Source organism: Streptomyces sp. NPDC051286 (genome assembly GCF_044455345.1).
GTDB lineage: Bacteria > Actinomycetota > Actinomycetes > Streptomycetales > Streptomycetaceae > Streptomyces.
Genome location: NZ_JBITER010000034.1, coordinates 41,706 through 64,225, shown reverse-complemented (window position 1 = coordinate 64,225; position 22,520 = coordinate 41,706). Strand labels below are relative to the sequence as shown.

Here is a 22,520-nt window from a genome sequence, read left to right as displayed (position 1 = left end):
TCGCATCACCCCCACGGCCGCACGACGGGACAACGGCCGCACGGACGATCATCCCGCGCCCACCGTCACGCCGCACGGAATTGAGCAGCAGAGTCGGTCTTCAGTCTCGCCGTTCGGGCGAGGCTTGGGCTGGGTGAACGCGCGGTGTCAGAACGGCCCAAATTCTGGACTTGCAGGTCCAATTATGTCAGCGCACAGTGGGCCTCCACCCTGAATTTCAGGGCCCCGAGCGGCCGGAACGCGGCATGCGGAACGGCCGCGCGGGTTCGTAGCGGAGAACCAACTAACGGAGTGGACCATGTCGAGGCGCCTTGAGAGAAAGACCGCCCTGGTGACGGGAGCGACCAGCAACATCGGGCGGGCCATCGCGGAGGCGTTCGCGGCCGAAGGGGCGCATGTCGTCGTCACCGGGCGCAGTGCCGGGCGCGGTCTGGAAGTCGTTGATGGCATCCGCGCGCTGGGTGGTCACGCCGACTTCGTGCAGGCGGCTCTGGACGGGAGTGCGGCGGCCTCGCAGTCGCTGGCGCGGGAGGCGACGCGGGTCCTCGGCGGCCGTATCGACATCTTGGTCAACAATGCGGGGATCTACCCCGCAGACACCACGGCAGCCACCGATGAGAAGACGTTCGACGAGGTCTACGGGGTCAACGTGAAGGCGCCATTCTTCCTCACCGCGGCCGTCGCCCCCGCGATGGCGCAGGCGGGCAGCGGAGCAGTCATCAATCTGGGTTCGTGGATCGCTCGTCTGGGTATTCCGGTCGGTGCTCTCTACAGCTCCACCAAGGGAGCCGTGGAGACCTTGACGCGGGCCTGGGCGGCGGAGTTCGGGCCGCTGGGTGTTCGTGTGAACGCGATCTCCCCGGGCGTGGTGCAGACACCCGCCCCCGGGGAGACCCATCCCGGTGAGGTCATGATGAACGGCACCCCCGCGGGCCGGATGGGGACTCCGGATGCCATCGCGAGCGCTGCCGTGTACCTCGCCAGTGACGAGTCGTCTTTCGTGCACGGCATCGTGCTCGACGTCGACGGTGGCCGCACTGCCGCCGCCGTCATCGCCGGCTGAATCGAGACGCCGTCCGTTCGGGGGTCACGGCACCGCGCTGCCCACGCGGCGCAGGTCCGTGATCCCCTGGTCGAGAGCCGCGCGCAGGTGGGTGGACTGGCCTGTCGACAGCAGGATCGACACGCCCCCTTGAATCGCGGCCAGCAGCGCGGCAGCCCTGGCGTCGACATCGAGGTCGGCGGGAAGGCGGCCGGTCTCCTGCAGCGACCGGATGCCCACGGCCAGGCTCTCCTGCCAGCGGCGCATCAACTCGATCACGATCGCGCGCGCCCCGGGGGTCGAGCGCCCGATCTGAAGGAACAGCGACCCGAGCGGGCACTCGTCCCCTTGTCCCTCGTAACGCTTGATCACCACGTCCCGCCACTGTTCCCAGGCTTCCCAGGAGTCCAGGCAACCCAGATAGGGCTGCTGGTCCTCCAGGACCTGGTCCGCCTCGAACTGGGCCACCGCGAGGAGCAGTTCGTCCTTGCCGGCCGGGAAGTAGTGGAACAGCTGGCTCTTGCTGGTCTGCGTGCGCGCCATGACGTCGTCCAGCGTCACCGAAGCCACCCCCTTCTGCCGCAGCACCGCCGCTGCCCCTTCGATGATCCGGCTCCGCGTCGCCTTCCCCTTCGCTGTCAGTTCCCCACGCATGATCCGTCTCCCCACAGTGGACTACGCAGTCCACTGTACTTCGATGCCCTGCTGAGATCGGCCACAGCGGGCGGCAACAGGGGAAAGGACGGTCCTGCAGACGGTGTCACGGCGTGGCCCGGACACACCGGCCGAACCCGCTGACGGCCCCAGACACCTACTCCGTACGCCAGCGCCAAGCGGGTGTTCTGGATCGTCGACAACGGCTCCTCTCACCGGGGGCAGAAGGCCGCCGACCGGCTGACCGCCGCGTTCCCGAACGCGGTACTGGTCCACACCCCGGTGCACGCCTCTTGGTTGAACCAGGTAGAGATCTTCTTCTCCGTCGTGCAGCGCAAGGTCGTCACGCCAAACGACTTCACCGACCTTGCCCAGGTCAGGGGACCGGCTCCGAGCCTTCGAAGACCGCTACAACGCCACGGCACAGCTGTTCCAGTGGAGGTTCACCAGCTATGACGAGGTCGAGTGGGCCGCCGCCCTGACGAGCATCTGCTGGCCTAGGAGGGCACTGAAGTCGTACCAGCGCATGGGTCGTTTCCCGAAGTTGGACGAGGGTCCGGACGCGATGGTCGACTTGCCGGAGGGCACCGCGCCGAGAGCCGCGAACCGTACGGCGGAGCGGCAGCGAGCCGCCGTACGGCAGCGGGCGGGTCTGTCGTACGACAAGGCGAAGGCCCGGAAGATCGCCGAGGCGTGCTTGCCGTGGTCACCGTGTGACGTCCAGCTCCGTGTACATGCCGGCCATGTAGTGGCCGGGCAAGTTGCAGACCAGCTCGTAGCGGCCGGGCTGCAGCGTCACCGTGGTCCAGGCCATCGCGCCGGGCGTGATGCCGTTCCCGGTATCCGCACCGCAGCTGCGCGAAGCCTCACCCAGGCTGCCCGCCTCATTGACCTTCCCATCAGAACCGGTGGGGCGTTCCCCCGCGGCCTGACCCGCTGGCAGGGGCAGCACGACCACTTCGTGGGGGAGGGCGCCGACGTTGATGACCCGCAGCGACACCACGCCAGCCGGGACTGTGCTCGGTGCGGCGCTTAGACGCATCATGCCCATGCCCTGCCAGCCGGGGCCCGGGGTACGCCAGTTGGGGCGGCCCATCATGCCCGGCCCCATGTCCCCCACGGTCACATCCACCACGTGGCCTTTCAGGGCAGGCGCACTGCACTGCGTCCCTGGCCCTCGCCAGGCTGCCGGCGCACTGCCGTGGAAGGCGCCGGTGGCGGCGAACAGCAGTGTGGTCGCGATACCCAGCACCAGTGCGGCGGCTGCCCCTGCAACCAGCCAGATCCCGTGCGGGCGGTTCGCGCTCACTGGTGCTCCCGCAGCAGTGCGAGGCGCCGTTTGTACTCGTCCCCGTCGATCTCCCCGCGGGCGAACCGTTCGGCGAGCAGGTCCTCCGCTCGCCTGCTTCCCCACCCGGGCTCACCGGAGGGGGGAAGCGGGCCGCCCTGGTGGCCGTGATGACCGCCAGCGAGGTAGCGGACGAGCGCGACGATCCCGGCAATCACCAGCGCCCAGAACAGCACCATGAAGATGGCCATGAAGAACCAGCCGCCCCAGCCGCCGTCGTACCACATCATGCCGATCACCTTCCTCGGCCGGTGGGCAAGCCCCACCTCCAGAATGCGCCAGCGGAGGCCGCCACGCCTTGCCTGCTCACCACCCTCGCGCAGGGCCGGTGGCCTCAGAAGGGGCCATTGGGGCCGCCCTCGCCGACGACCAGCCCACGAATCTCTGGCCGTGGTCCGGATACAGGTCGGCCCCGGCCGCCTTCCTGGGCCGCTACCTGTTCACCATCAAGGCCAGCGGACCCGGCCAGGGCCTGCGCCCCTTCCGGAACCCGGACTCCGTCGAGGACGATGAGGACTGACCGACCCGTGCTGTGTGGTTGCCGAGGAGCTACGGCAGGTGGGCGGCAGACCGGCCGATACCGGGGAGGAATCGGCCGGCACGGGCGGTGTAGGCCACGTACGAGGGGCCGTGCAGGACGCGGAGATACGGCTCTTCCACGACACGCACCTGGAGCTGGATCGCAGTCACCCGTGCGGCTAGGGCAGGGAGGGAAACCCCGTTCGGCACCATCAGGGCCAGGCCAACCGCAGTGACCGTCATGGCGGTGAACACAGGATTGCGCACGTGGGTGAAGAGCCCGTCCGTGACCAGCTCGGTGCGTTCGGCCGCGTCCACGCTCACGCGCCATGAGGCGCCCATGTTCGTCTGCGCGGCCAGGGTCGCCGCCATCCCCGCGAGGGGGACCACCAGTCCGGCTCCCTGTACAACGGCCATGCTCACGGTGGTCAGTCCGGCGAGCGCGGCCACCGGAGCAACGACCCCTGCGAGCAGGGCGGCCACGAACAGCACACCGGCCCACCAGGAGGCTTCGCCGGGACGGCCGGAGATGCCGCGGAAGCCCGCGTCACCCGTACGGCGTCGCTGGACAACGGCGCGGACGCCGAAGGCCAGGACCGCCCATCCCAGGTAGAGAGCGAGTGCCGCCCAGGCCCACCCGTTCACTGCTTCTTCTCCGATTCGTTCGTGCAGCAGCCACAGCCCGGACGGCAGCCGCACGCGTCCGCCTCGGTCCCCACTGACGGGGCCGCCACGGTGGCGGGTACGCAGCAGCCCTTGCCCTGCCAGGCGTCGCGGCCTTCCTTGACGGCGATGGCGGCGATGACCAGGGCGGCGATGGGGTCGGCCCAGGACCAGCCGAGGGTGGCGTTGAAGACCAGGCCGAGCAGAAGCACGGCCGACAGGTACGTGCACAGGAGCGTCTGCTTGGAGTCGGCGACCGCGGAGGCGGAGCCGAGTTCCCGGCCGGCCTTGCGCTGGGCGGCGGAGAGGAACGGCATGATCGCCAGTGAGCGGCGATGACGATGCCGGGGATCGACCGCTCCGCCTCCCGGGTGCCCGTGAGCGCGCGGACGGCGTCGACGGAGACGTACGCGGCGAGCGCGAAGACCTCGGCTCGGCCCGGCGCTTCGACCGCGTCGCGGTGCTGTGGGAGCGGGCCTATCCGAATACGTACACCATCCAGGTGTCCGACGACGGCTCCCCCTGGAGCGATGAGCGGACCGTCAGCAACAAACCCGACCCGCTGAAGATCAGCGTCAACGGCGTGCGGGTGCTGGTCCGCGGCGGAAACTGGGGCTGGGACGAACTGCTGCGCCGGAGATCGGCATGCCCGTGGTCTCCACCGCCGCGAGCGTGCGCGCCGTGGTGGGCGACGAGCCGGAGTGGCCGATCGGCGGCGCCTGGTACCACCACGACTGGAGCGAGCAGGGCAACCAGGCACCGCAGAACTACAAGGCCGCCATCGAGACCCGCCTCGGCACGGCACGGCCCGCGACCTCGACGACTTCACCCGCAAGGCGCAGTTCGTCAACTACAAGAACTTCCAGGCCATGTTCGAGGCGTGGAACGCCAACTTGTGGGACAACGCCAGCGGACTGATGCTGTGGATGTCCCACCCGGCCTGGCACAGCACGGTCTGGTACACCTACGACTACGACTTCGACGTCAACGGCGCCTACTTCGGCTGCCGGAGCGCCTGCGAGCCCCTGCACGTCCAGGCCGACCCGGTGAAGTGGCAGGTCATCGCGGTCAACCACACACGCGGCGCACTGACGGGCGCGACGGTCACCGCCGACACGTACGACCTGTCCGACCGCCGGATCGCGAGCACCCGGCAGGCCCGCGTCGACGTGGGCCCCGCGGCCTCCGCGGCGGCGTTCACCGCGGCGCCCACGGACGACCTGCCCGACCTGCACCTGCTGCGGCTGACCCTCACGGACGACCGGGGACATGTGCTGTCGCGCAACACCTACTGGCGCTGCCGCGCCCCCGAGGCGCTGCAGGCCCTCAACCGGGTTCAGCAGGCCAGGCTGTCGGCCACCCTGTCACATGTGTCGCGTGACGGGGACCGCCGGACGGTGACCGCCACGGTCCGCAACCGCGGTTCCATGGTCGCCGCGATGGTCCGGCTCTCCCGGCTGGACGACGACGGCGCCTGGGTCCTGCCGACGCTCTACGACGACAACTACCTGTGGCTGCTGCCCGGTGAGACGCGCACGGTGACGTTGTCGTGGCCCGCGTCCTCCCTGGCCTCGGGCCGGCCGAGGCTGCGGGCCGAGGGGTACAACACTCCCCCGGTCACGGTGCGCGGCTGAATCGGGTGTCCGTCGGACAGGTCCTCACGCAGGCATGGCGGCCCGGTGTGCTCCCGTGGGCCGTGCACGCCCTCCGGGCCGGCGGCACCACCCACGTCCCCGTCTGCGAGCCGCAGGCTTTCCCGGCGCCGGAAGCACTGGACCTGCCCGGTGTGTGCCCGTGTCCGCGCACACACCGGGACACACTGAGGGCCACTGTGCCTACCACCTGCCCCGGAGCGGCATCCTGATCATCGGCAACGCCCTGGTGTCCGCGCACCCCACCTCGCGGACCAGCGGACCGCGGCTGCAGCCCGACATGTTCCACAACGACCGCGCGCGGGCTCTCGACTCCCTGGCCGTGATCGAGGGTGTGGACGCGGGCATTCTGCTGCCGGCCACTGTGCACCACGGCTCGGCGAAGGAGCCCGCCCTGGCCGCCCGCCGACATGTCACCAGGTGACGGATCCGCACCCGCGAAAAGAGACGGCACCCCCCGTACGGCGGAACCCGGTACCGCCTGACCGGCCCACTCGGGCATCGGTCGGGCGGGACCGGTCGTTGTACCGGTCGCGGCAACGTCCGACATACCGCAGTCCATGAAGGGCTGTCGGCGGACGGTTCGACGAAACACTTACCGGGCAGTATGTCCGGGGGGAACCTCGTGCGGGTGACTTCGTCGAGCCTCGGGGAGTTGAAGAAAGGCCGGCACTTCCTACATGCGCAGGCACGTCGGCGCCTATCGTGAAGAGTGAACATGCCCGACCGACCGTCTGGCGTTGACACTTATCCGCGCGGGTCCTTCGGCATGGGTACCATGCGCAACGTCATCCATATCGAGGGAGTGAACGGTTGTGACCAGCCAGTCAGCCGCCACGCTCCGATCGCGGTACGTAGAACAAGCCGCGTCGGACTTGGAGGAGAACCGTCGGCGACAGCAGGAGCTGACGGAGAAGATCACGATGTTGAAGCAGGAGGAAGCCCTCCTGGCGGACATCCTGAACCTCGCCGAGCGGTACGAGGGCTTCGCGGACGCGTCCCGTCTGCCCGAGCAGGCGCAGGACGAGCCCGTCGTCGCGAAGGCAAAGCGGACACCCGCCGCCTCGCGGCGTTCGGCGTCGGTCAGGACCGCTCCGGCGGGCACCACGGCGAAGGCCGGCGCGAAGGGGAAGTCGCGCCAGCCACTGCTCGGTGAACTCCTGGCGGACCTGCTCGGCAACTACGACGAGCCACGTCTGGCGAAGGAGCTGCGGGACGAACTCATGGAGAAGCACCCGGACCGCAACCCCACACCCCAGGTGGTGCGGAACACCCTGGAGTCCCTGGTCGCCAAGGGACGTATCCAGCGCCACAAGCAGCAGCGTTCCGTCATGTACACCCTGGCGAAGCCGGGTGGGGCGAGCTAACGCCTGCGTTCGTCCCGCGGACGATGGTCCCCCGGCCGCACGCCGGTACGAGCCCTGTGTAACCCGGCCCTCCACGCTGGACGGGTGAGGCACCTCCGGGCCGTGCGGCAAGGGGCCCTCCTTACAGAACCAGGTCCGCCAGCCGTGCTACCTGGTCGAGGTCGTCGACGGTCGGGTTGAGCATGAGTCCGTCGGCGCCGAGCTGCGCGAAGGCCCTGACCGTCGCCCGTACGGCGTCGGCTCCCCCGCTCACCTCGGCAACTTTCGCCCGGGCTCCGTCCGGTCCGGCCGGGCGGTAGTAGTCGTGGGCGTTGGCACGACCGATGTCCTCGTCGCCCAGCGCGACGTACGCGAGAGCGACGAGATACGTGCCCGCGCGTCCCGAGTCCTTCCAGGCCGCCCGTGCGCGCTCGAAGGCCGGCCCGACGACCACCGGCGGCGCCGACGGGCCGATGTATCCCCGGCCCGCCCTGGCGACCCGGTCGAACGACGCCTGCGCCATACCGCCGAACAGCAGGAGCACCTCACGGGTGCTGGCGGGCACGACCGGGCTGTCACAACCGGGCGGGATCTCGCCGCGCCAGACGCTGCGATAGGTCTCGATGTCCCGGTCGGTCCAGCCGCTTGCCGTGCCCCGCGAGCCGAGACCGCCGTGAGCGGTCCGGGTCGCGGGCCGGCTCAGTTCCGCCAGGGCGGCGGAGTCCCCCAGTCGTCCCAGGGCGTTCACGGCGGCGTCGGCGACCTTCGGGCTGCGCGGCCCGTGCCGCGGCACCACGTGGCAGACAGGTGTCGACCAGGGCGCCCAGGGCCGACGCCGTCGCCTCGTCGGGGCCCGTGCGGGAGAGCAGCAGGACGAGCACCCGGAGGACGTTCGCGTTGAAGGGATCGAGCCGCTCGCCGGCCGCCCAGGCCCAGCCGGAGCCCGGATCCGTCCCGGCCGGGAAGGGCGTCCAGCAGCAACGCGCGCATGGCGGCTGGTTGCCGGCCGAGGTGCTGCACCATCTGGCTCCACACCAGGAGAAAGTCCCCCGCCTCGCCTCGTACGCAGCCACCGCCACGGCGAGAACCGAATGCGGCACACCGTTGCGCACGACGGCGTCCGCACGGTCCCGATGGCCCGCTCCGGCCAACACCCTCCTTCTTCCGTTAGGCAGGTGCGAGCACCTCACTCACATGTGTGGTGATCCCACCTACCCGGAACGATGTGTTCGGCTGTCAAACACTCTCACGTGTGATGCTGTCTGTACGCACGTCCTGGGCGCGTCCGCCGAGCGGTCTAGCCCCGCCACATGTTGTCGAACGCGGCGCTTTCGACGTCCCGTCGCAGCTGTGCGGCCTCCAGCTCCGTCACCGCGCCGCCGACAGCGGCCAGTACCGTCGTGACCGCGTCCCCGATGAGGTTCTCACCGGCCGGCGACGGCTCGTTCCCGAGCCCCAGAGCGGCCAGCAGAGCGGCGAGGACGGGCTCTCCAGACGCCCTGCGTTCCTCGGCACGGACATGTTCCGGCGAGTCGGCCGGTACGGCCCGCGCGGACCGCAGCCGGAACACATGCCCCCGAGGGTGCGCGACGAGCCCGGCCTTCTCCAGGTCCTCGACGTAGGCCGCGGCGAGTTCGCCGCCGCGCCGCCACAGCCAGCCCTCGACCGTCTCGTACCGCTCCCCCCGCCGAACGAGCGAGGCGAGGGCCTCGTCCAGCAGACGGTCGCCTGTCGCCACCCGCGGGCCGGGCACCATGCGGTCGCCGTCCAGGGTCAGCGCCCCGCTCTCCAGGAGATCGACCGCCTCGGCCCCCGCGAGCGCGAGGGACAGGCCGCCCTGCTCCACGGTCCGGTCGGGCGGCAGGCCCAGGGCGATGAGCGCGAGGTCTTGTGCGGTGGTCATGAGTCCCGCCTCGTCTCCAGCAGGCGCAGCCACACCTCACTGATGGTGGGGAAGGCTGGTACGGCGTGCCAGAGACGCTCGACCGGCACCTGCGCAGTGATGGCGACGGTGGCCGAGTACAGCAGTTCACCGACACCCGGTCCGACGAAGGTGGCGCCGACGACGACCTCACGGTCCCGGTCGATGAGGATCCGGGCCTTGCCCCGGTAGTCGGGACGGTACTGGAGGGCGCCGGCGAGGTGGCCGATCTCGTAGTCGACGACCTCGACGGAGCGACCGGTGCGCTCTGCCTCACGGACGGTCAGGCCCACGGAGGCGACCTCGGGGTCGGTGAAGACGACGCCCGGGACGGCCTCGATGTCGGCCGTGCCGGTATGCGCGGACCAGCGGCCGGTGTCGAGCTCCTCGCCTCGGGCCCGGGTGGCGATCACGGCGCCGGCGATCCGCGCCTGGTACTTGCCCTGGTGAGTGAAGAGTGCCCGGCGGTTGACGTCGCCGACGGCGTACAGCCAGTTCCCGGGGACGGCGGTAACGGTCAGGCTGTCATCGGTGGCGAGCCAGTCACCTGGGCTCAGTCCCACGGTGTCGAGCCCGATGTCCGCCGAGCGCGGGGCGCGGCCGGTGGCGAAGAGGATCTCGTCGGCGGTGAGTTCATCGCCGTCCGAGAGGGTGATCCGGACCTCGCCGTCGGACCCCCGCTTCGCAGCGACGACCGAGGTGTTGAACCGTACGTCCGCACCGGACTCCCGCAGGCGCTCGTTGACCAGCTCGCCCGCGAAGGGCTCCATGCGCGGCAGGAGCCCCTCCTCCCGGGCGAGCAGGGTCACCCGGCTGCCCAGGGCCTGCCAGGCGGTGGCCATCTCGACGCCCACCACACCGGCGCCGACGATCACCAGACGCCCAGGCACCGCCTGGGCGCTGGTCGCCTCCCGGCTGGTCCATGGCCGCAGGGTCTCGATCCCGGGCAGCGGGGGCAGGGCCGCGCGGCTGCCGGTGCACACGGCGACGGCGTGTCGGGCGCGCAGGCGGACGGTGTCGCCGTCGGAGGTCTCCACGGACACCTCGCGCTCCCCCGTCAGCCGTCCGTGGCCGCGCAGCAGGTCGATGCCGACCGACTTGATCCACTCGACCTGGCCGTCGTCCTTCCAGTCCGCGGACATGCGGTTGCGGTGCGCGAGGACGGCCTCTGCGTCCAACGGGCCCTTGACGGCGGGGTCGAGCCCGGGAACGTGTATGGCGTCGGCGCGGAGCAGGGCGGGGCGCAGCAGTGCCTTACTGGGTTCGCAGGCCCAGTACGAGCATTCGCCGCCGGCCAGTTCGCTCTCCACGATGACGGTGCTCAGGCCCGCGGCGGTGGTGCGGTCCGCAACATTCTCGCCGACCGGTCCTGCGCCGATCACTATGACGTCGTATGTGCGGATGTTCTCGGTCGTCATGTGTCCTCCGGTGAACGGGTGCCCATTGGATGGTGTCGGGTGGGTGTCGTGGCCTCCGGGGTGGGCGGTCCCGGCGCGGCAGGGGGTCGGTCGCGCCGGGACCGGGCCTCAGCGGCCGGGGGCGCGCTCGGTGACTTCCTGGAGGAACCACTCGTTGCCGTCGAGGTCCTTGAAGGCGGCGAAGGTGCCGTAGCTGGACCGCTCGGGGTGCAGACCGGGCACCCGGTGGGTGCCACCGGCGTGGTGGAAGGCGCCGGTCTCGTCGCGGAACGGGCCGGAGACCTCCACACCGCGGGACTTCAGCTCCTCCTGCGCCTTGACGATGTCGGTGACGGTCAGCTGGAGGCCGTGGAGCGTGCCCGCCTCCTGCTGGGTGAGGCCCTCGCCGAAGATGATCGAGCACTCGGAGCCGGGCGGGGTCACCTGCACGATCCGGTAGCCGTCGTTGATCGGGAAGTCGGCGTCGAGGCGCCAGCCGAGCTGCTCCACGTAGAAGCCCTTGGCGCCGTCCACATCGGACACCGGCAGAATGACGACTTCGAGCTTCATGTCCATGGCTGTGATCTCGCTTTCGATGGTTCCGATAGTTCGGTCATGGGGTGGGTCGGTGCGCGTCGGGTCTCACTGTCGGCCGCGGTCGACATGTCCCGCATCAGTCACCTGACTGTGTGTCCCGGCCAGGACCCGATGTCAGGCCCTTAAGCCATCCGGCTCGTCCGCGTTGACCCATTCGTTACGTGGCCACCAGCACCTGGCGGCCTTCGGATACGTGTGAATCTCGGGTGCTCCGCCCTCAACCAGGTGTGCACGCACGACAGTCCACGGCATTGACCAGATGTGCCATGCGGCTGCGGCCGCGCCCCGGGCGGAGACCTTCGACCGATCACGGAAGGACAGATCTTGAGAAGACTGAACACGTACACGCCGACCGTCGGACACGACCTCGGCAAGCCGACCGGCGAGCGGTGAATCGAGACCTTCGCCCCTGAGACGCCCGCGGCGCCGGTGCACCCCGACGCCGCGGGTGAGAGCGTGATGGCCACCGCCGTCGAAAGCACCCTCGCGCGTCACGGATGGCACCATCGACGGTCCCGTCGTGTGGCCCCGGTCGGCCCGGCACGAACCCGTGCGAGCCGACCTTTTCATGCGATCTCCGCTCGTACCGGCCCATCGGCCCGCCCGTCAGAGGAAGTTCGCGGTCGTCGGGCCGTAACCCGAGAACACCACGCTCTCCGCCCAGTTCCACACCTGTGTGTCGGCAGGCAGGTCAAGCTCCTCAGAGCTTGCCGCGCCCCGGGACGGCTGCGCGCCGGAGACGGGGGAAACGGCGGGAATACGGCCGGGGGCGGAGCGAAGATGCCCAGCGGTCCGTACATGTGTGTGCGTCATGGAGGTCATGTCCTGCCCTCGCTCCTCGGTCGGGGGGTGGCTGAGGGGGTAGCGGGTCCCATGCGAGGGGCGTGGAGGGGAGCACGGGACCCGCGGTCAGGGGGCGGCTCAGGCAGCGGTGCCGGCGTTGATGGTGACGGGGATGTTGTCGCGCGTGGCCTTGGAGTACGGGCAGATCTGGTGGGCGGCGTGGGCGAGTTCCTCGGCGGTGGCCTGGTCGACGCCGCCGAGGACGGGGCTGAGAACCGCCGAGAGGGAGAACTCGCCGTCGTCGCCGTGGGTCAGGGTGATCTCGGCCGTGATGGTGGTGCTGGTCAGCCGGACCTTGCGCAGGGTGGCGGCACGGCGGAGGGCGCCGAGGAAGCAGGCGGCCCAGCAGCGGCCAGCAGCTGCTCGGGGTTGGTCGCGGTGCCGGCGCCACCGAGCTCCTTCGGGAGAGCGAGACCGGTCTCCAGCAGACCGTCGGAGGAGCGGACGCGACCGCCGTTGCGGCCCTCTCCGTCGACGTCGACAACGGCGGTGTAGCTGACTGCCATGACTGATGCTCCCCATCTGGGTCGAAAGGACTTCGTGGCCTCCTGACCGGAACACTCCTCGTGTCACCGGTTGAGGTGGTGACTACATCATGGCAGTCATACGCGTCACCCGTCAAGATGGTGATGAATGTTTCCGTGGGTCCATGGGTGTGTCGCCGCAGGTGTGTTTCCGTGGGAGTCTCACCGCAGGTTGCAGGCCCTCTGTCGCCGTTGCGACATGTCCCAGCTGTCTTGCCGCCGTCCCCCTGCACCTCTAGGAGACGGGCGGCCTGGCCACCGACGACACCGAGACGCATCCATCGCTGCCACAGGCCGACGGCAAGCTGCTGTCCCTGCTGGTCGCGAGCGTCGCCGGCAACGCGATCGCCTCACAGATGGGCCCGAGCCGAAGAACTGTCCAGCGCCGCATCCAGAACCTGATGGAGCGTGCCGGCGCCGGGACATGCATGCAGCTGGCCTGGCAGGCCGCCCGGCGCGGCTGGCTGTGAGACGGCTGCGAGGTAACCGCCCTACTATTACGGCCCGTTATGGCAGCAAAAACCAAGCTGCTTGGCGGCGGCCGCCAGTCCGGCGGTGCTCCACCGGTCCACCACCTGCTCCTTCGTGGCTAGGGACCCCAGCTCGACGTGGTCGAGGTAGAGCGTCCCGCCGAAATGGTCGGTCGCATGCTGCACGATCCAGGCCTTCGGACGTGTTCCTGTGGAGCGAGCCGTCTTCGACGGGGCGCGTCGCACCTCACGTCCGCACAACCGGAGCAGGGACGGTGGGATTCATCCTGGCCCTGAAGGAGCGAGGAAGGACACATACTCGCGCCTCTGGAGAACCCCTTGAGCGCGAAGAACGCTCCGTCGGCGCCGGACCCACTTTCGGGAGAATCGTTCTGAGCGAAGAATCGAACTGTTCGATTCAAGGGAAGTTATCGATGGATATAACCGATATGGGCACCCAGGCAGGCGAAAACGCCTGCGGCCGGCACGAGATGGTGCTCGCGTCAGCCGCAGGCGCGGTATGAACAATCAACGATGAGCAATGAATGACGAGCGATCACTGATGAGTGATCACTGATCAGTGGGCGTCCGCGCCCCGACCCGCTCGCTCTGATGCTTGTTCAGGATGTTCAACATCCTGTCGAACTCGGTGTCACTCATTTTCCGGATGAGGTGCATCGCGAGGAGGGCACCGTCGTCGTACGGAAGCCGTCGAGCAGTCTTCGCTTCAGCCTTGTCCTGGTCGGCGTCGCCGGGCAAGCTGTCGGCGGCCCGGGGGTCGGGCACGGTCTCCGCCTGCTCGGCCGGTCCGTCCTGCGGCTCGCGCCGGTGAGTGCGGGTCGGCGGAACGATCGCCTGCGGCTGCCGAATGGGCACGACGCCATGGTCTTCCGCCTCCTCCCCCTCCCCCGCGTCGACGGCCCGGGAGGAGGCGGCGAAGGAGGCGGCGGAGGCGGAGCCCGTCGGCACGGTCTCTTCGTGGGACACGGTCTCTTCGTAGGGCGCAATCGGTTTGACCGACGCAGCCGTTGGGACCGGTGCAGCCGGTGTGGCGACCGGTGCAGGCGTCGACATCCGCCGCTCGGCTTCTTTGCTCGCCCGCTCGGCCTTGAGCTCCTGGAGGACGGCCTCCTGACGGTCCTGCGGTACCTTCGCGACCGAACGCAGAAGTTCGACGGGCTCTTCCCCGACGGCAGCTTGGAGCTCGGGACTCAGGTTGAGGAGAGCGAGACGCTGGGACACCCAACCCTGCGACTTCCGCAGCCGCTTGGCGAGCTTGACCTGCGATCCGTGAATGGCGAGCAGGCGTTGCAGTGCACGAGCCTCGTCCAACGGGTCGAGGTCGTGGCGATGAATGTTGGCGACAAGAGCGGACTCAAGGATGGCGTCGCCGTCACTCCCCTGCTCGTCGTCGACCATGACGTTGAGATGGGTGAGGCCCGCCTCGCGGGCGGCCGCCAGTCGGCTGCTGCCGTCCACGACCACATGGGTGGTGTCGGGTTCCAGATCGCTTGCACGCGCCGGATTGGCCTTGATGTAGGCGTCGCGGTTCATGACCGTGACGGCCTGCTTCTGGCCGTGTTCCTTGAGGCTGCCCACGAGCTCGGTCAGATCTCCCAGGGCGGTACGCGGGTTCTCGGGGTTGGGGCTGATGAGCTTGACCGGGAGTCGGGTCGGCGGGGCCATGCCTTCGGTCGGCACACCGGTGGCGGCACCGATCGCGGCTCGGCGAGCGCTGACGGGCCGGGCGCTGCCTCCGAAACGTCCGGCTCCCAGTTGGTCGGCCTTGCTCATGAGATCTCCCGGGCCAATGCGCGCATGGCGACGGCCTGCTGTGAGGCGGGCGCGTAACTCAGCAGAGGCTTCTTCATACGGACGGCTTCCTTCTGCTCCTTGAGGTCGTTGATGAGGCCGACGACCCTCGGATCCTTTATGTCGATCCATCCCTGCAGAGACGACGTAGCGATGTATCCACGTCGGCCGTCGTAGAGGTTGACGACGATGCCCAGGTAGTCGATGTCGAGGGCGAGGTCGTTACGGAGATCTTCCATCTGGTTCGTCAACAGGTCGTAGGCATCAGCGGAGCTGTCCTCGGCCTGGACAACGATGAGGGTTCCGGACTGGCCCGGTCCCTCGCTCTCGCGCCGACGCCCGTAGTAGGCAGCCGCGTCCATGCTGAGGCCCAGGCTGGGCGGGCAGTCCACGATGATGACGTCGTAATCGGCTTCGAGCGGCATCAAGGCCCGCTCCAGGGCCGCCTCACGAGCGCGCACCGCGGACAGGCGCACATCCAGAAGGAAGGCATCATGGCAGGCGGGCAGCAGGTGCAGCCGCCCTCCGAAGTTCTCCTCGTCGACAGAGACGATGAGGTCTCGCAACTCCCCCTTGGGGTCGCCCGCCATGTGATTGGTGAGGCTGTCGCCGTTCATCGCGAGTGGTGCCGCACCCAGTTGGTTGGTGAGGTGGCACTGGGGGTCGAAGTCGACGAGCAGTACCCGCAGTCCGTGTCCGGGCAACTTCTCGATGTCGAGTGGATCGTTGTCGGCTGCGTCGGCCTGGCCGTCACCAGCCCGGAGAGCGGCGGTCAGAGCCTTGGCCACACGCACGGGGTACAAGCAGGTGGGGTCCTCCGACAAGGCCTCCCCCACTCCTGCGGTGATGGCGGTCTTGCCCACGCCACCCTTCTGGTTGCAGACGACGATGCGGCGGGTGATGTCCGAACGCTGGATCTCGGGCGCCGGATTCGTGTCGAGCCACAATTGGACGGACCGGGCGAGACCTTGGATGAGGGAAACGCGCCGTTCTTCCGCCATCGTTCGGAACTCCTCCCACTGCCCCGGCGGCAAGAAGGTGGAGAAGGACTCGGCCCCAGCGGTGTCGACCGTGGCGGTGGCGGAGGCGAGATCGCACCAAGCGGCGATGCCCTGCTCGACAGCGGTCTGGATCTCGATGCCGAGTTGAGCGGTTCTGACCTTGAGGTTCTGCCGGAGCCATCCCGGCAGTTTGGAGACGACCTTGACCCGGTCGCTGGAGGTGGCTGGCATACTCATGACGCTACCTTACTAACGTCCTAGATCATTTGCTGCCTCGACACGTTAGTTAATTCTTCCTGGACTTGTGAAGAGGCCCTCCTCTACCTATTACGGCGTAATAGGTCGGCTGGGTTCAGTCGGCCGGGTTGGTCCCACTCTGTATGAAGCCATCCCGCCCGTCGGCGCCGGTTGGTGGCTCGCTACCGCTCCCCCACTCACGACGCCGATCGCATCCGACATCCGACCCACAGCAGCACGCTCGTACTGCCCGTGGGTGTCCAGGCTGGACCATGTCGAGCGCTCGGACCTATTACGGCGTAATAGGTCTGCCGTTCTGCCGTATGGCCATGCCGTGCGACAGACCATCTCGGACACGGAATCAAGCCTCGCGCTCCATCGCTCCGCAGGCCTGGTTCCTGCGCTCTGCCTATTACGGCGTAATAGGCAGAGCGCAGAGAGAGGAGGGGCAGCCGGAACCAACCATCCCGCGGGCTGGCGCAGTCACGTGCACGCGCCCGACACACCCGACACGCTCGACACCACAGAGTCGGTGGAACCGGGTTCATGGCGCGCGCCGCCCTCCCCGTGTTGGAGTTCCACCGCCGCGGCCAGAGCCAGCCGAGCCTCATCGGTAAGTCCGACGGGACGGGCGGTCCGCTTCTCCACTTTGGAGAGAGCCCGCAGGGCGGCATCGAGATAGCGACTGAGGCTGACCATTTGCAGCGGCGTCTGACAGTAGGGGAGTACCGCCTCGATCTCCTCCAGCCAGTAGTCGACATCGTCGTCCCGCTGCATGAACTCGCGCTGCTCCAGCAGCCGAGTGGCAACCGGCACCAGGAGCTCGTGCCGTCGCATTGCCGCTTCCCGTGCACGGCGTTCGGCGGCCTGCTCCAGGACAAGCCGCCGCTCAGCTTTGAGAACAGCCTCAGGCGTCCGGCGGACGGGGAGCGACTGGGGAGTCTCGTCGATGAGCTCGACGGCCTTCAGTCGCTTCGCCTTGTTGTAGGCACCGCTCGGTGCGCCCACCGCCATCACCGGAGCCAACTCGATCCACTGGGCACCCGCTCGGCGGGCGTCGTCCACCGCACGCACCTGGTGGACCTCAGTCTGCTCACGCAGGTACTCCCACAGCTGCACGCGCTTCAGCGCCGCAGCACGCTGGACTTCAGGCGGTTGCCTCCGCAGCGCCTGAACGTGCTTCTCCGCGTACAGCAGCGCACCGAACAATTCGTCATCGGCAGGCATCCGTTCCACGTCTGGGTCTTCAGCGTCCTCGTGCATCTGGCGCAGTTCACCAACGACGGCTGGAGCATCGAGGGAGCCGATCCGCATCGGCGCTTTGAGCAGCGGTTTCGTGGGGCGGCTCGCACTCCGCGCACGCTTCGTCATATCGACATCCTGCCCCCAACGAACCTTGTTTCACAGACTGTGAATCGGCTTCGGGGGGACGGGGGAGTGAGGTGACTGATTCCCAATCATCGTTGTCAAACAACCGGAGTAGGTGCTGTAGGCCCAGCTCGCGGTCAGGGAAGTGCCTCATGGTGATCCTCTGTACCAACACCAAGAACGGCTCGGGCCGCCGCGAGACGCTCCCTGGACTCGGCTATTCACTGCTCGCCCATGTCGAGAGGCACCGAGACGACGATCTGAGTGCTGGTCCCGTCCTGGACTTCGACCACGTAGGGATCTTCGGCGATGAAGCGGAGGTAGGCATTGCGGCCTGATTGGGGCCAGTCCGCCGGGGCAGAAGCGGGCGGCGATCTGGGCGGATGGGTAGAACACGCGCAGGAGTCGTCGATGGTAGCGGTGTGGTCGGCGCATGTTCCCGCTGATCCGGCCCAGTGCGAGACCGGCGACTCCAACAAGGCGCCCCGTACCCCCGAACGCGTCCATGTGCACGCCGGTGCAGGCGATGAACTCCGCCCCCAGCAACGGGCCCATGCCCGGCATGCTGACGATCACGTCCGCGTCGCGATGCTCACGGAATCGGTCCGCGATCTTCAGGCGATGCCGGCGATCTCCTCGTTCAGCGCCAGCACGGTCTTGGCCAGGGTGCTGGCCACGGCCGCGGCCGTGGCCTCCCCTGCGACACCTGTGTGCTGGGCCTGCGCAGCGGCAACTGCCGCGTCCGCCAGAGCCTGGGCGCCGCGGACTTCGCGGTTCTTCAACCAGGTCGCCAGCCGGTTCGGGCCGACCCGGCGCAGGGCAGCCGGCGTCCGGTAACCGGTCAGCATGATCACGGCGGCCTTGGAGGCGGCGTAGTCGAACGCCCGCTCCAAGGGGGAAGTACTCCAGCAGCTGGGCCCGCAATCGATTGATGGCACGAGTACGGTCGGCTGCGAGGACGTAGCGGCGGGCAGTGAGGATCTTCAGATCCACCGCGATCTCGTCCCAGTCCTGCAGAGGCTGCAGGACTGGGTGCATCCGTGCCTGGTCGGCGATGACGTAGGCGTCTTTGGCATCGGTCTTGCCGTTGCCTCGATAGCTGCGGGAGGCATGGTGAACGGTGCGGCCGGGGATATGGAGGAGCCGTTGACCGTGACTGGCGAGCAAAACGATCAGCAGCACGGCTCCGCCCGCGTTCAGGTCGGCTGCCCAGGTCACCCGGTCGTCCTCGGTCAGTGCAAGGACGTCGCCTATCAGCTCCAGCAGCTCAGCCTCGTTGTTGGGAACGCGGCGCGAGAGCACCTTCGTCCCGTCTGTGTCGATCAACGTGCAGTGGTGCGCGGCCTTGCCGGGATCCGTCCCCGCCCAGAGCTCGGGCGCCCGAGCTTCCCTCGTCAGTCGCCCGCCGCCAAGGTAAGGAGCGCTTCACATGGCGCGTGAGCGCTTGAGCTGGCCACTTGAGTGTCCCCTGCGCAGTCGACGGCACGGCCTATGTCGATGTTCAGCAGCGGGCCGTCCCGGTCGAGTGGGCCCAAGGAGGTGGCACAGATGGAGGCCACTCGCGTACCTGGGTGTCGGGTACGGGTTTGGAAGTGCTTGGCGGCGAGCCCGGCATCGGAGTTGCAGTGTGGGGGATCGGCCCAGACCTATTACGACGTAATAGGTCTGGGGTCGACGTGAGACAGGGACGGCAGGAGGACAGGGAGCAGCCGTCGCTTCGGAGCAGCAGGTCTTCACCTATTACGGCGTAATAGGTCTGGGGTCGACGTGAGACAGGGACGGCAGGAGGACAGGGAGCAGCCGTCGCTTCGGAGCAGCAGGTCTTCACCTATTACGCCGTAATAGCCTCGCCGATCAGTCAACCCTCGTTCCCCTTGGGCAGGGGAGTAGGAAGAGAGCTCGACCACCGTACGTCCACCATCGGATGGTGGGACAGCGGGCAGTTCTTCGCACATGTCAGCGGTGTCTTCGCAGCGCTCGATGAGAAGGGCCGAGTGCCGTGTCGCTGGCACTCCGTGCTTCACGAGTTCGATGCCGCAGGTCATCAAACTCAGTCCCGCATCCCGTCGGCGGTTGGTCGCGGCCGGGCCGGCGAAGGCGCCCGAGAGCGAGGAGCCCGACGGCTGGGAGGGGTTCTCTCCGGACCAACTCAGCTTCGGTGCGCCCTGGGATGGTTCTTACGACACGTGACTCGGTCTTCGTTCTGTCCAAACGGCCGACGAGGGGAGATGGACCGCCCTGAGCGTGGACGAGGCCGTGCCATCGAGCAGACCGATCCGCTGAGCTTCTTCAACCCGGACTTGATGGGGTCGCTGCCGAACGTGGTCGTTCCTGACACCTCGGTGGAGGACTGACAGGAGGTTTTGAATGTCGTCAGCGTGAGCGGCTGGGTTTTTCAGTACTCCGAAGGCGAGACGGTACCGCCGTTGCCTCGAACGGAAGCAGTTCTGTCTCGCCCAGCTGACGCTGAGTTCGCAGAACTGAGGGTCTGACCAGCTGCCGATGTGCTGGCGGTTCTGGGCGGTGGAGGAGATCGACTTCGATGTCGATCTGCGGGAGCTCCAGGGCCAGGAGCGACTGGATGTCTTCTGCGGCTTCTTGCGGGGGATCGGGCGGCGGCTGGGGTGGGGTCTTCGGGTTGTTGGTCCCGGTGCTACTGATCGACGTGTTGCTGATGGGGGTCGGAGCCGGCGGTGCTGGGGGAGGACGACGCAGTGTGTGGCTGAGGCGTTGCCGCCGGAGCGGGGGGTGTGGGCCGGCTGCGGTGATTCCACAGGAGGGCTCCTGCAAGCAGCACGGTGCCTCCCAACATCCAGGGCAGCGGGCCTGGCGGAAGGACACCGATGATCAAGCCGGTTAGAGCTCCCATCAGTTGCAGGGCGAGAGACTGGACGGACAGCGCGGTGGCCCGCCCCGAACTTGCGACACGGCGGTGCAGGATCTCGTTCTCGCTCGGTCCCGCCGCGCCGAGCCCGAGGTAGACCAGGCCGTAGCCAATGGCCGCGAGGACCATGGAGCCCACTCCCGTGGACACTGTGGTGGCGCCGAGCAGAAGCAGGCCGCTCGCGCTCGCGCCGAGGCTCACCATGACTGCGCGCTCGCCGCTACCCGCGATCCGGGCGGTCAGCGGTGAGAGGTGGCTGCCGATGCCGGAGCAGATGAATCCGGCACAGGCGAGTGCGGCGTAGAGCACCGCGCCTGACTCCGGTGCGCCCGTGAGGGCCGCGGCACGGCCTGGCGTGAGCAGTTCGATCACGGCCAGGGCGCTGCCGGCGGCCGCTGCGCTGAGGAGGATCTGGCGGACCAGCACGTCGCGGCCGCCCAGGCGCAGTCCGCCCGCGACTGTGGCCGGGATGCCTCGGAGCACGTCGCGCAGGGTGACCTTCGGCCGGGGCGCCTCCTGCAGGGCCGTCAGGACGTACAGCACGAAGGCGATCTCGACCGCTGCGCCCAGGAGCAGAGGGGTGGAAAGGGGCAGTACCAGTCCGGAGGTTGCTTCGCTCAGTCGGGCGCCGAGGTCGGGTCCGAGCGCGAGCAGCCAGGGAAGGGTGCCGCCGAGCAGGGTGCCGGTTGCGAGTGCGGCGGATGTTGCGGAGGTGCCGCGGGCCAGTCCGGTGCGCAGTTCGGCGTCGGGGCCGGAGTGTGCGTGGACGGTATCGACGTACCAGGCTTCGGCCGGCCCGCTGGACAGCGCACGACCCGCGCCCATCAGGACCATGCCGAGTGCGAGCAGCCAGCCGGTGGTGCCCAGGGCCTGAAGGGTGAGGGCGGTTAGGTTCAGCAAGCCGGCGGCCGCCAGGACCGCGCGGCGTCCAAGGACGTCGGACAGTCCTCCGGTGGGCAGTTCCAGTGCGGCGGCGGTGAGGGAGTGTGCCGCGAAGAAACCCGCGATGGCTGCCATAGCCATGCCACGTTCGGTGAACAGCAGGATCAGGGGAGCGATGGTCAGTCCCAGCGGCAGCCAGAACAGAACGCAGACGGTGACGTAGCGGCGGCGTGCGGTACGTATGTCCAGCGGCCCGGTCATGACGCGTCCTCGGCCTTTGTCCCGGCAGGGACAGAGGCGTCCGGTTCTGCGCCGGGGTCGCGCGGAGCCAGGGGAAGCCCGGCAACGAGGAGGACGACCTGCGCAGCGCGAGGGTCTTCCGCATCGCGGGTGGTCAGTTCCTCCAGCTTACGGTCGAGCACCTCCCAGAGTTCGGTGAGCGACTCGGGTGTCAGACGGGGTATCAGGTCGCTGATGCCAGAAGGCTCCACCCACTCCTGGCCCAGCTGCCCGTCGGCGATGTCGGCCTCGTGCCGGACGAGAGAAGCCTCCAAGTGCTGGATCTGGGCCTTGCGCGACAAGCTGACGTAGGCGCGGCTGCCCGATGTGGCTTCCATTGCCTTGCTGCTCCAGGAGGTCACGGCGTGCACCGCCTGCCAGCGGCGCTCCCGCCCGTCACGGGGCTGGGCCTCGGCGACGAACGCGTACTTCGCCAGAACCCGCAGGTGATAGCTGGTGGAGGCGGATGACTCCCTGGTCCTGGCCGCGAGTTCACTCGCGGTGGCCGGGCCGTCCTGTCGCAGCATCCCGAGCAGCCGGATACGCAGAGGGTGTGTGAGAGCCTTCAGGGCTGCTGCGTCCTGCTCGGGATCGAGTACGCGTTTCTGCTCATCGCTGACCATGACGGGAGACTAGAACGCCTCGAAGACTTTCCAAAGGTATTTTTGCAGAAATTCTTTTGGGAAGTTGGCTGGTAGCCCGGGCGGGGCGGCGCCGGTCGGTGACGGGACCGGACAGTCTCACGCGTCCGCACGTTCCTCGGCCGACACCTCATCGCCCGCTGTACGGGAACTGGGCACCGTGACCGCGGTGAGGTTGAGGCGAGCGGCCATGTCGAGGTGTACCTCGCCGTACGGTTGCACGTGGGACCAGAACAGCGGGGTCAGGCCGCGCGGTCGGCGGGGGTGGGCAGGTCCGTCCACTCCGGTTCGTCCAGGACGTCTTGGAGCATCAGGGTGTTCACATAGACCAGGGCCGATTGCAGGATCCGCAGGCACAACACGAACATCTCCTGCTCGTCGCGGCGGTTGGAAGAGATCTCCCCGCCCTTGCCTCGCCAACCGGATCGGCGCACCGGCAT

The 22,520-nt window shown here is 68.4% G+C and carries 22 protein-coding genes and 7 pseudogenes; 9 read left to right on the top strand and 20 right to left on the bottom strand.

The features are described 5' to 3' along the window. The first annotated feature begins 298 nt into the window (after nt 1-298). Complete coding sequence (locus ACIBB8_RS27890; protein ID WP_398956650.1) at nt 299-1,063, top strand: SDR family NAD(P)-dependent oxidoreductase; 765 nt, start codon at nt 299-301, stop codon at nt 1,061-1,063. A gap of 24 nt (nt 1,064-1,087) precedes the next feature. Here ACIBB8_RS27890 and ACIBB8_RS27885 read toward each other — a convergent pair whose 3' ends face one another. Then, nucleotides 1,088-1,696, bottom strand: coding sequence for a TetR/AcrR family transcriptional regulator (locus ACIBB8_RS27885; protein WP_398956648.1), 609 nt, complete (start codon nt 1,694-1,696; stop codon nt 1,088-1,090). Nucleotides 1,697-1,879: 183 nt separating this feature from the next. Here ACIBB8_RS27885 and ACIBB8_RS27880 point away from each other — a divergent pair, with 183 nt between their 5' ends. After that, nucleotides 1,880-2,152 (top strand): transposase, encoded by a 273-nt coding sequence (locus tag ACIBB8_RS27880; protein WP_398956646.1) that lies wholly within the window; start codon nt 1,880-1,882, stop codon nt 2,150-2,152. A 250-nt stretch (nt 2,153-2,402) separates the two neighbouring features. On the opposite strand, the gene ACIBB8_RS27875 is transcribed toward ACIBB8_RS27880, so the two are convergent. Next, nucleotides 2,403-3,005: a sulfocyanin-like copper-binding protein gene (locus ACIBB8_RS27875; RefSeq protein WP_398956644.1), complete on the bottom strand. Its 603-nt coding sequence runs from the start codon at nt 3,003-3,005 to the stop codon at nt 2,403-2,405. Beyond that, on the bottom strand, nt 3,002-3,274 hold the full coding sequence (locus tag ACIBB8_RS27870; RefSeq protein WP_398956642.1) for an SHOCT domain-containing protein: 273 nt from the start codon (nt 3,272-3,274) through the stop codon (nt 3,002-3,004). Before ACIBB8_RS27870 ends, ACIBB8_RS27875 begins: the two co-directional genes overlap by 4 nt. 98 nt (nt 3,275-3,372) lie before the next feature. Here ACIBB8_RS27870 and ACIBB8_RS27865 point away from each other — a divergent pair, with 98 nt between their 5' ends. Further along, complete coding sequence (locus tag ACIBB8_RS27865) at nt 3,373-3,564, top strand: hypothetical protein (protein ID WP_398956640.1); 192 nt, start codon at nt 3,373-3,375, stop codon at nt 3,562-3,564. A gap of 29 nt (nt 3,565-3,593) precedes the next feature. Here the strand turns inward: ACIBB8_RS27865 and ACIBB8_RS27860 are convergent, their stop codons facing one another. Continuing rightward, a complete protein-coding gene (locus ACIBB8_RS27860; RefSeq protein ID WP_398956639.1) occupies nt 3,594-4,208 on the bottom strand; it encodes a methyltransferase family protein in 615 nt (204 codons plus the stop codon). Next, nucleotides 4,205-4,650: pseudogene (locus ACIBB8_RS27855) on the bottom strand (cation transporter); the annotation flags it as partial. The gene ACIBB8_RS27860 and the pseudogene ACIBB8_RS27855, both read right to left, overlap by 4 nt. Between ACIBB8_RS27855 and ACIBB8_RS27850 the strand changes: the two are divergent. From ACIBB8_RS27850 to ACIBB8_RS27840, 3 genes and pseudogenes are all read left to right on the top strand, one after another. Next, a pseudogene (locus tag ACIBB8_RS27850) lies at nt 4,651-5,860 on the top strand (glycoside hydrolase family 2 protein); the annotation flags it as partial. Beyond that, nucleotides 5,857-6,302: pseudogene (locus ACIBB8_RS27845) on the top strand (MBL fold metallo-hydrolase); the annotation flags it as partial. The pseudogenes ACIBB8_RS27850 and ACIBB8_RS27845, both read left to right, overlap by 4 nt. A gap of 391 nt (nt 6,303-6,693) precedes the next feature. After that, nucleotides 6,694-7,245 (top strand): hypothetical protein, encoded by a 552-nt coding sequence (locus ACIBB8_RS27840; protein WP_366694680.1) that lies wholly within the window; start codon nt 6,694-6,696, stop codon nt 7,243-7,245. A 121-nt stretch (nt 7,246-7,366) separates the two neighbouring features. On the opposite strand, the gene ACIBB8_RS27835 is transcribed toward ACIBB8_RS27840, so the two are convergent. From ACIBB8_RS27835 to ACIBB8_RS27810, 6 genes and pseudogenes are all read right to left on the bottom strand, one after another. After that, the gene (locus ACIBB8_RS27835; RefSeq protein WP_398956637.1) at nt 7,367-8,020 is read right to left on the bottom strand and encodes an LLM class flavin-dependent oxidoreductase; all 654 of its coding nucleotides are present in this window, start codon (nt 8,018-8,020) and stop codon (nt 7,367-7,369) included. A gap of 501 nt (nt 8,021-8,521) precedes the next feature. Next, complete coding sequence (locus ACIBB8_RS27830; protein ID WP_398956635.1) at nt 8,522-9,127, bottom strand: GPP34 family phosphoprotein; 606 nt, start codon at nt 9,125-9,127, stop codon at nt 8,522-8,524. After that, complete coding sequence (locus ACIBB8_RS27825; RefSeq protein WP_398956633.1) at nt 9,124-10,563, bottom strand: dihydrolipoyl dehydrogenase family protein; 1,440 nt, start codon at nt 10,561-10,563, stop codon at nt 9,124-9,126. Before ACIBB8_RS27825 ends, ACIBB8_RS27830 begins: the two co-directional genes overlap by 4 nt. A 108-nt stretch (nt 10,564-10,671) precedes the next feature. Beyond that, entirely contained in the window at nt 10,672-11,118 is a 447-nt protein-coding gene (locus ACIBB8_RS27820) for a VOC family protein (protein ID WP_398956631.1), read from the bottom strand. 627 nt (nt 11,119-11,745) lie between these two features. Then, a complete protein-coding gene (locus tag ACIBB8_RS27815; RefSeq protein ID WP_398956629.1) occupies nt 11,746-11,961 on the bottom strand; it encodes a hypothetical protein in 216 nt (71 codons plus the stop codon). A gap of 99 nt (nt 11,962-12,060) precedes the next feature. Further along, a pseudogene (locus ACIBB8_RS27810) lies at nt 12,061-12,488 on the bottom strand (Ohr family peroxiredoxin). A gap of 314 nt (nt 12,489-12,802) precedes the next feature. On the opposite strand from ACIBB8_RS27810, the pseudogene ACIBB8_RS27805 reads away from it, so the two are divergent. After that, nucleotides 12,803-12,976: pseudogene (locus tag ACIBB8_RS27805) on the top strand (TrmB family transcriptional regulator); the annotation flags it as partial. Between the two features lie 570 nt (nt 12,977-13,546). Here ACIBB8_RS27805 and ACIBB8_RS27800 read toward each other — a convergent pair. From ACIBB8_RS27800 to ACIBB8_RS27790, 3 genes are all read right to left on the bottom strand, one after another. Further along, entirely contained in the window at nt 13,547-14,770 is a 1,224-nt protein-coding gene (locus tag ACIBB8_RS27800; RefSeq protein ID WP_398956627.1) for a ParB/RepB/Spo0J family partition protein, read from the bottom strand. Then, complete coding sequence (locus tag ACIBB8_RS27795) at nt 14,767-16,026, bottom strand: ParA family protein (RefSeq protein WP_398956625.1); 1,260 nt, start codon at nt 16,024-16,026, stop codon at nt 14,767-14,769. The genes ACIBB8_RS27800 and ACIBB8_RS27795 overlap by 4 nt, the downstream gene beginning before the upstream one ends. Nucleotides 16,027-16,509: 483 nt before the next feature. Beyond that, a complete protein-coding gene (locus tag ACIBB8_RS27790) occupies nt 16,510-17,397 on the bottom strand; it encodes a hypothetical protein (protein WP_398956623.1) in 888 nt (295 codons plus the stop codon). Between the two features lie 149 nt (nt 17,398-17,546). Between ACIBB8_RS27790 and ACIBB8_RS27785 the strand changes: the two genes are divergently transcribed. Next, entirely contained in the window at nt 17,547-17,732 is a 186-nt protein-coding gene (locus ACIBB8_RS27785) for a hypothetical protein (protein ID WP_398956661.1), read from the top strand. Between the two features lie 34 nt (nt 17,733-17,766). On the opposite strand, the pseudogene ACIBB8_RS27780 reads toward ACIBB8_RS27785, so the two are convergent. The 3 genes and pseudogenes from ACIBB8_RS27780 to ACIBB8_RS27770 form a co-directional block, all read right to left on the bottom strand. Further along, nucleotides 17,767-17,958, bottom strand: a pseudogene (locus tag ACIBB8_RS27780) (transposase); the annotation flags it as partial. Between the two features lie 50 nt (nt 17,959-18,008). Beyond that, nucleotides 18,009-18,287, bottom strand: coding sequence for a hypothetical protein (locus ACIBB8_RS27775; protein WP_398956622.1), 279 nt, complete (start codon nt 18,285-18,287; stop codon nt 18,009-18,011). 13 nt (nt 18,288-18,300) lie between these two features. Further along, a pseudogene (locus ACIBB8_RS27770) lies at nt 18,301-18,792 on the bottom strand (IS110 family transposase); the annotation flags it as partial. Nucleotides 18,793-19,622: 830 nt separating this feature from the next. Between ACIBB8_RS27770 and ACIBB8_RS27765 the strand changes: the two are divergent. After that, a complete protein-coding gene (locus ACIBB8_RS27765) occupies nt 19,623-19,748 on the top strand; it encodes a hypothetical protein (protein ID WP_398956621.1) in 126 nt (41 codons plus the stop codon). Nucleotides 19,749-20,047: 299 nt separating this feature from the next. On the opposite strand, the gene ACIBB8_RS27760 is transcribed toward ACIBB8_RS27765, so the two are convergent. From ACIBB8_RS27760 to ACIBB8_RS27750, 3 genes are all read right to left on the bottom strand, one after another. Beyond that, entirely contained in the window at nt 20,048-21,421 is a 1,374-nt protein-coding gene (locus tag ACIBB8_RS27760) for an MFS transporter (protein ID WP_398956620.1), read from the bottom strand. Beyond that, entirely contained in the window at nt 21,418-22,062 is a 645-nt protein-coding gene (locus tag ACIBB8_RS27755) for an ArsR/SmtB family transcription factor (protein ID WP_398956618.1), read from the bottom strand. Before ACIBB8_RS27755 ends, ACIBB8_RS27760 begins: the two co-directional genes overlap by 4 nt. Nucleotides 22,063-22,322: 260 nt before the next feature. Then, nucleotides 22,323-22,514 carry a Tn3 family transposase gene (locus ACIBB8_RS27750; protein WP_398956617.1) on the bottom strand — a complete coding sequence of 64 codons (192 nt, stop codon included), beginning with the start codon at nt 22,512-22,514 and terminating at the stop codon, nt 22,323-22,325. Nucleotides 22,515-22,520 lie beyond the last annotated feature (6 nt).

Excerpts from the sequence above, each read along its gene's own strand:
- ACIBB8_RS27825 (WP_398956633.1), bottom strand. The coding sequence starts at position 10,563 with ATGACGACCGAGAACATCCGCACATACGACGTCATAGTGATCGGCGCA.
- ACIBB8_RS27890 (WP_398956650.1), top strand. The coding sequence starts at position 299 with ATGTCGAGGCGCCTTGAGAGAAAGACCGCCCTGGTGACGGGAGCGACC.
- ACIBB8_RS27800 (WP_398956627.1), bottom strand. The coding sequence starts at position 14,770 with ATGAGCAAGGCCGACCAACTGGGAGCCGGACGTTTCGGAGGCAGCGCC.
- ACIBB8_RS27785 (WP_398956661.1), top strand. The coding sequence starts at position 17,547 with ATGGTGATCCTCTGTACCAACACCAAGAACGGCTCGGGCCGCCGCGAG.
- ACIBB8_RS27885 (WP_398956648.1), bottom strand. The coding sequence starts at position 1,696 with ATGCGTGGGGAACTGACAGCGAAGGGGAAGGCGACGCGGAGCCGGATC.
- ACIBB8_RS27755 (WP_398956618.1), bottom strand. The coding sequence starts at position 22,062 with ATGGTCAGCGATGAGCAGAAACGCGTACTCGATCCCGAGCAGGACGCA.
- ACIBB8_RS27815 (WP_398956629.1), bottom strand. The coding sequence starts at position 11,961 with ATGACCTCCATGACGCACACACATGTACGGACCGCTGGGCATCTTCGC.
- ACIBB8_RS27820 (WP_398956631.1), bottom strand. The coding sequence starts at position 11,118 with ATGGACATGAAGCTCGAAGTCGTCATTCTGCCGGTGTCCGATGTGGAC.
- ACIBB8_RS27790 (WP_398956623.1), bottom strand. The coding sequence starts at position 17,397 with ATGACGAAGCGTGCGCGGAGTGCGAGCCGCCCCACGAAACCGCTGCTC.
- ACIBB8_RS27765 (WP_398956621.1), top strand. The coding sequence starts at position 19,623 with ATGGACCGCCCTGAGCGTGGACGAGGCCGTGCCATCGAGCAGACCGAT.
- ACIBB8_RS27870 (WP_398956642.1), bottom strand. The coding sequence starts at position 3,274 with ATGATGTGGTACGACGGCGGCTGGGGCGGCTGGTTCTTCATGGCCATC.
- ACIBB8_RS27795 (WP_398956625.1), bottom strand. The coding sequence starts at position 16,026 with ATGAGTATGCCAGCCACCTCCAGCGACCGGGTCAAGGTCGTCTCCAAA.
- ACIBB8_RS27760 (WP_398956620.1), bottom strand. The coding sequence starts at position 21,421 with ATGACCGGGCCGCTGGACATACGTACCGCACGCCGCCGCTACGTCACC.
- ACIBB8_RS27830 (WP_398956635.1), bottom strand. The coding sequence starts at position 9,127 with ATGACCACCGCACAAGACCTCGCGCTCATCGCCCTGGGCCTGCCGCCC.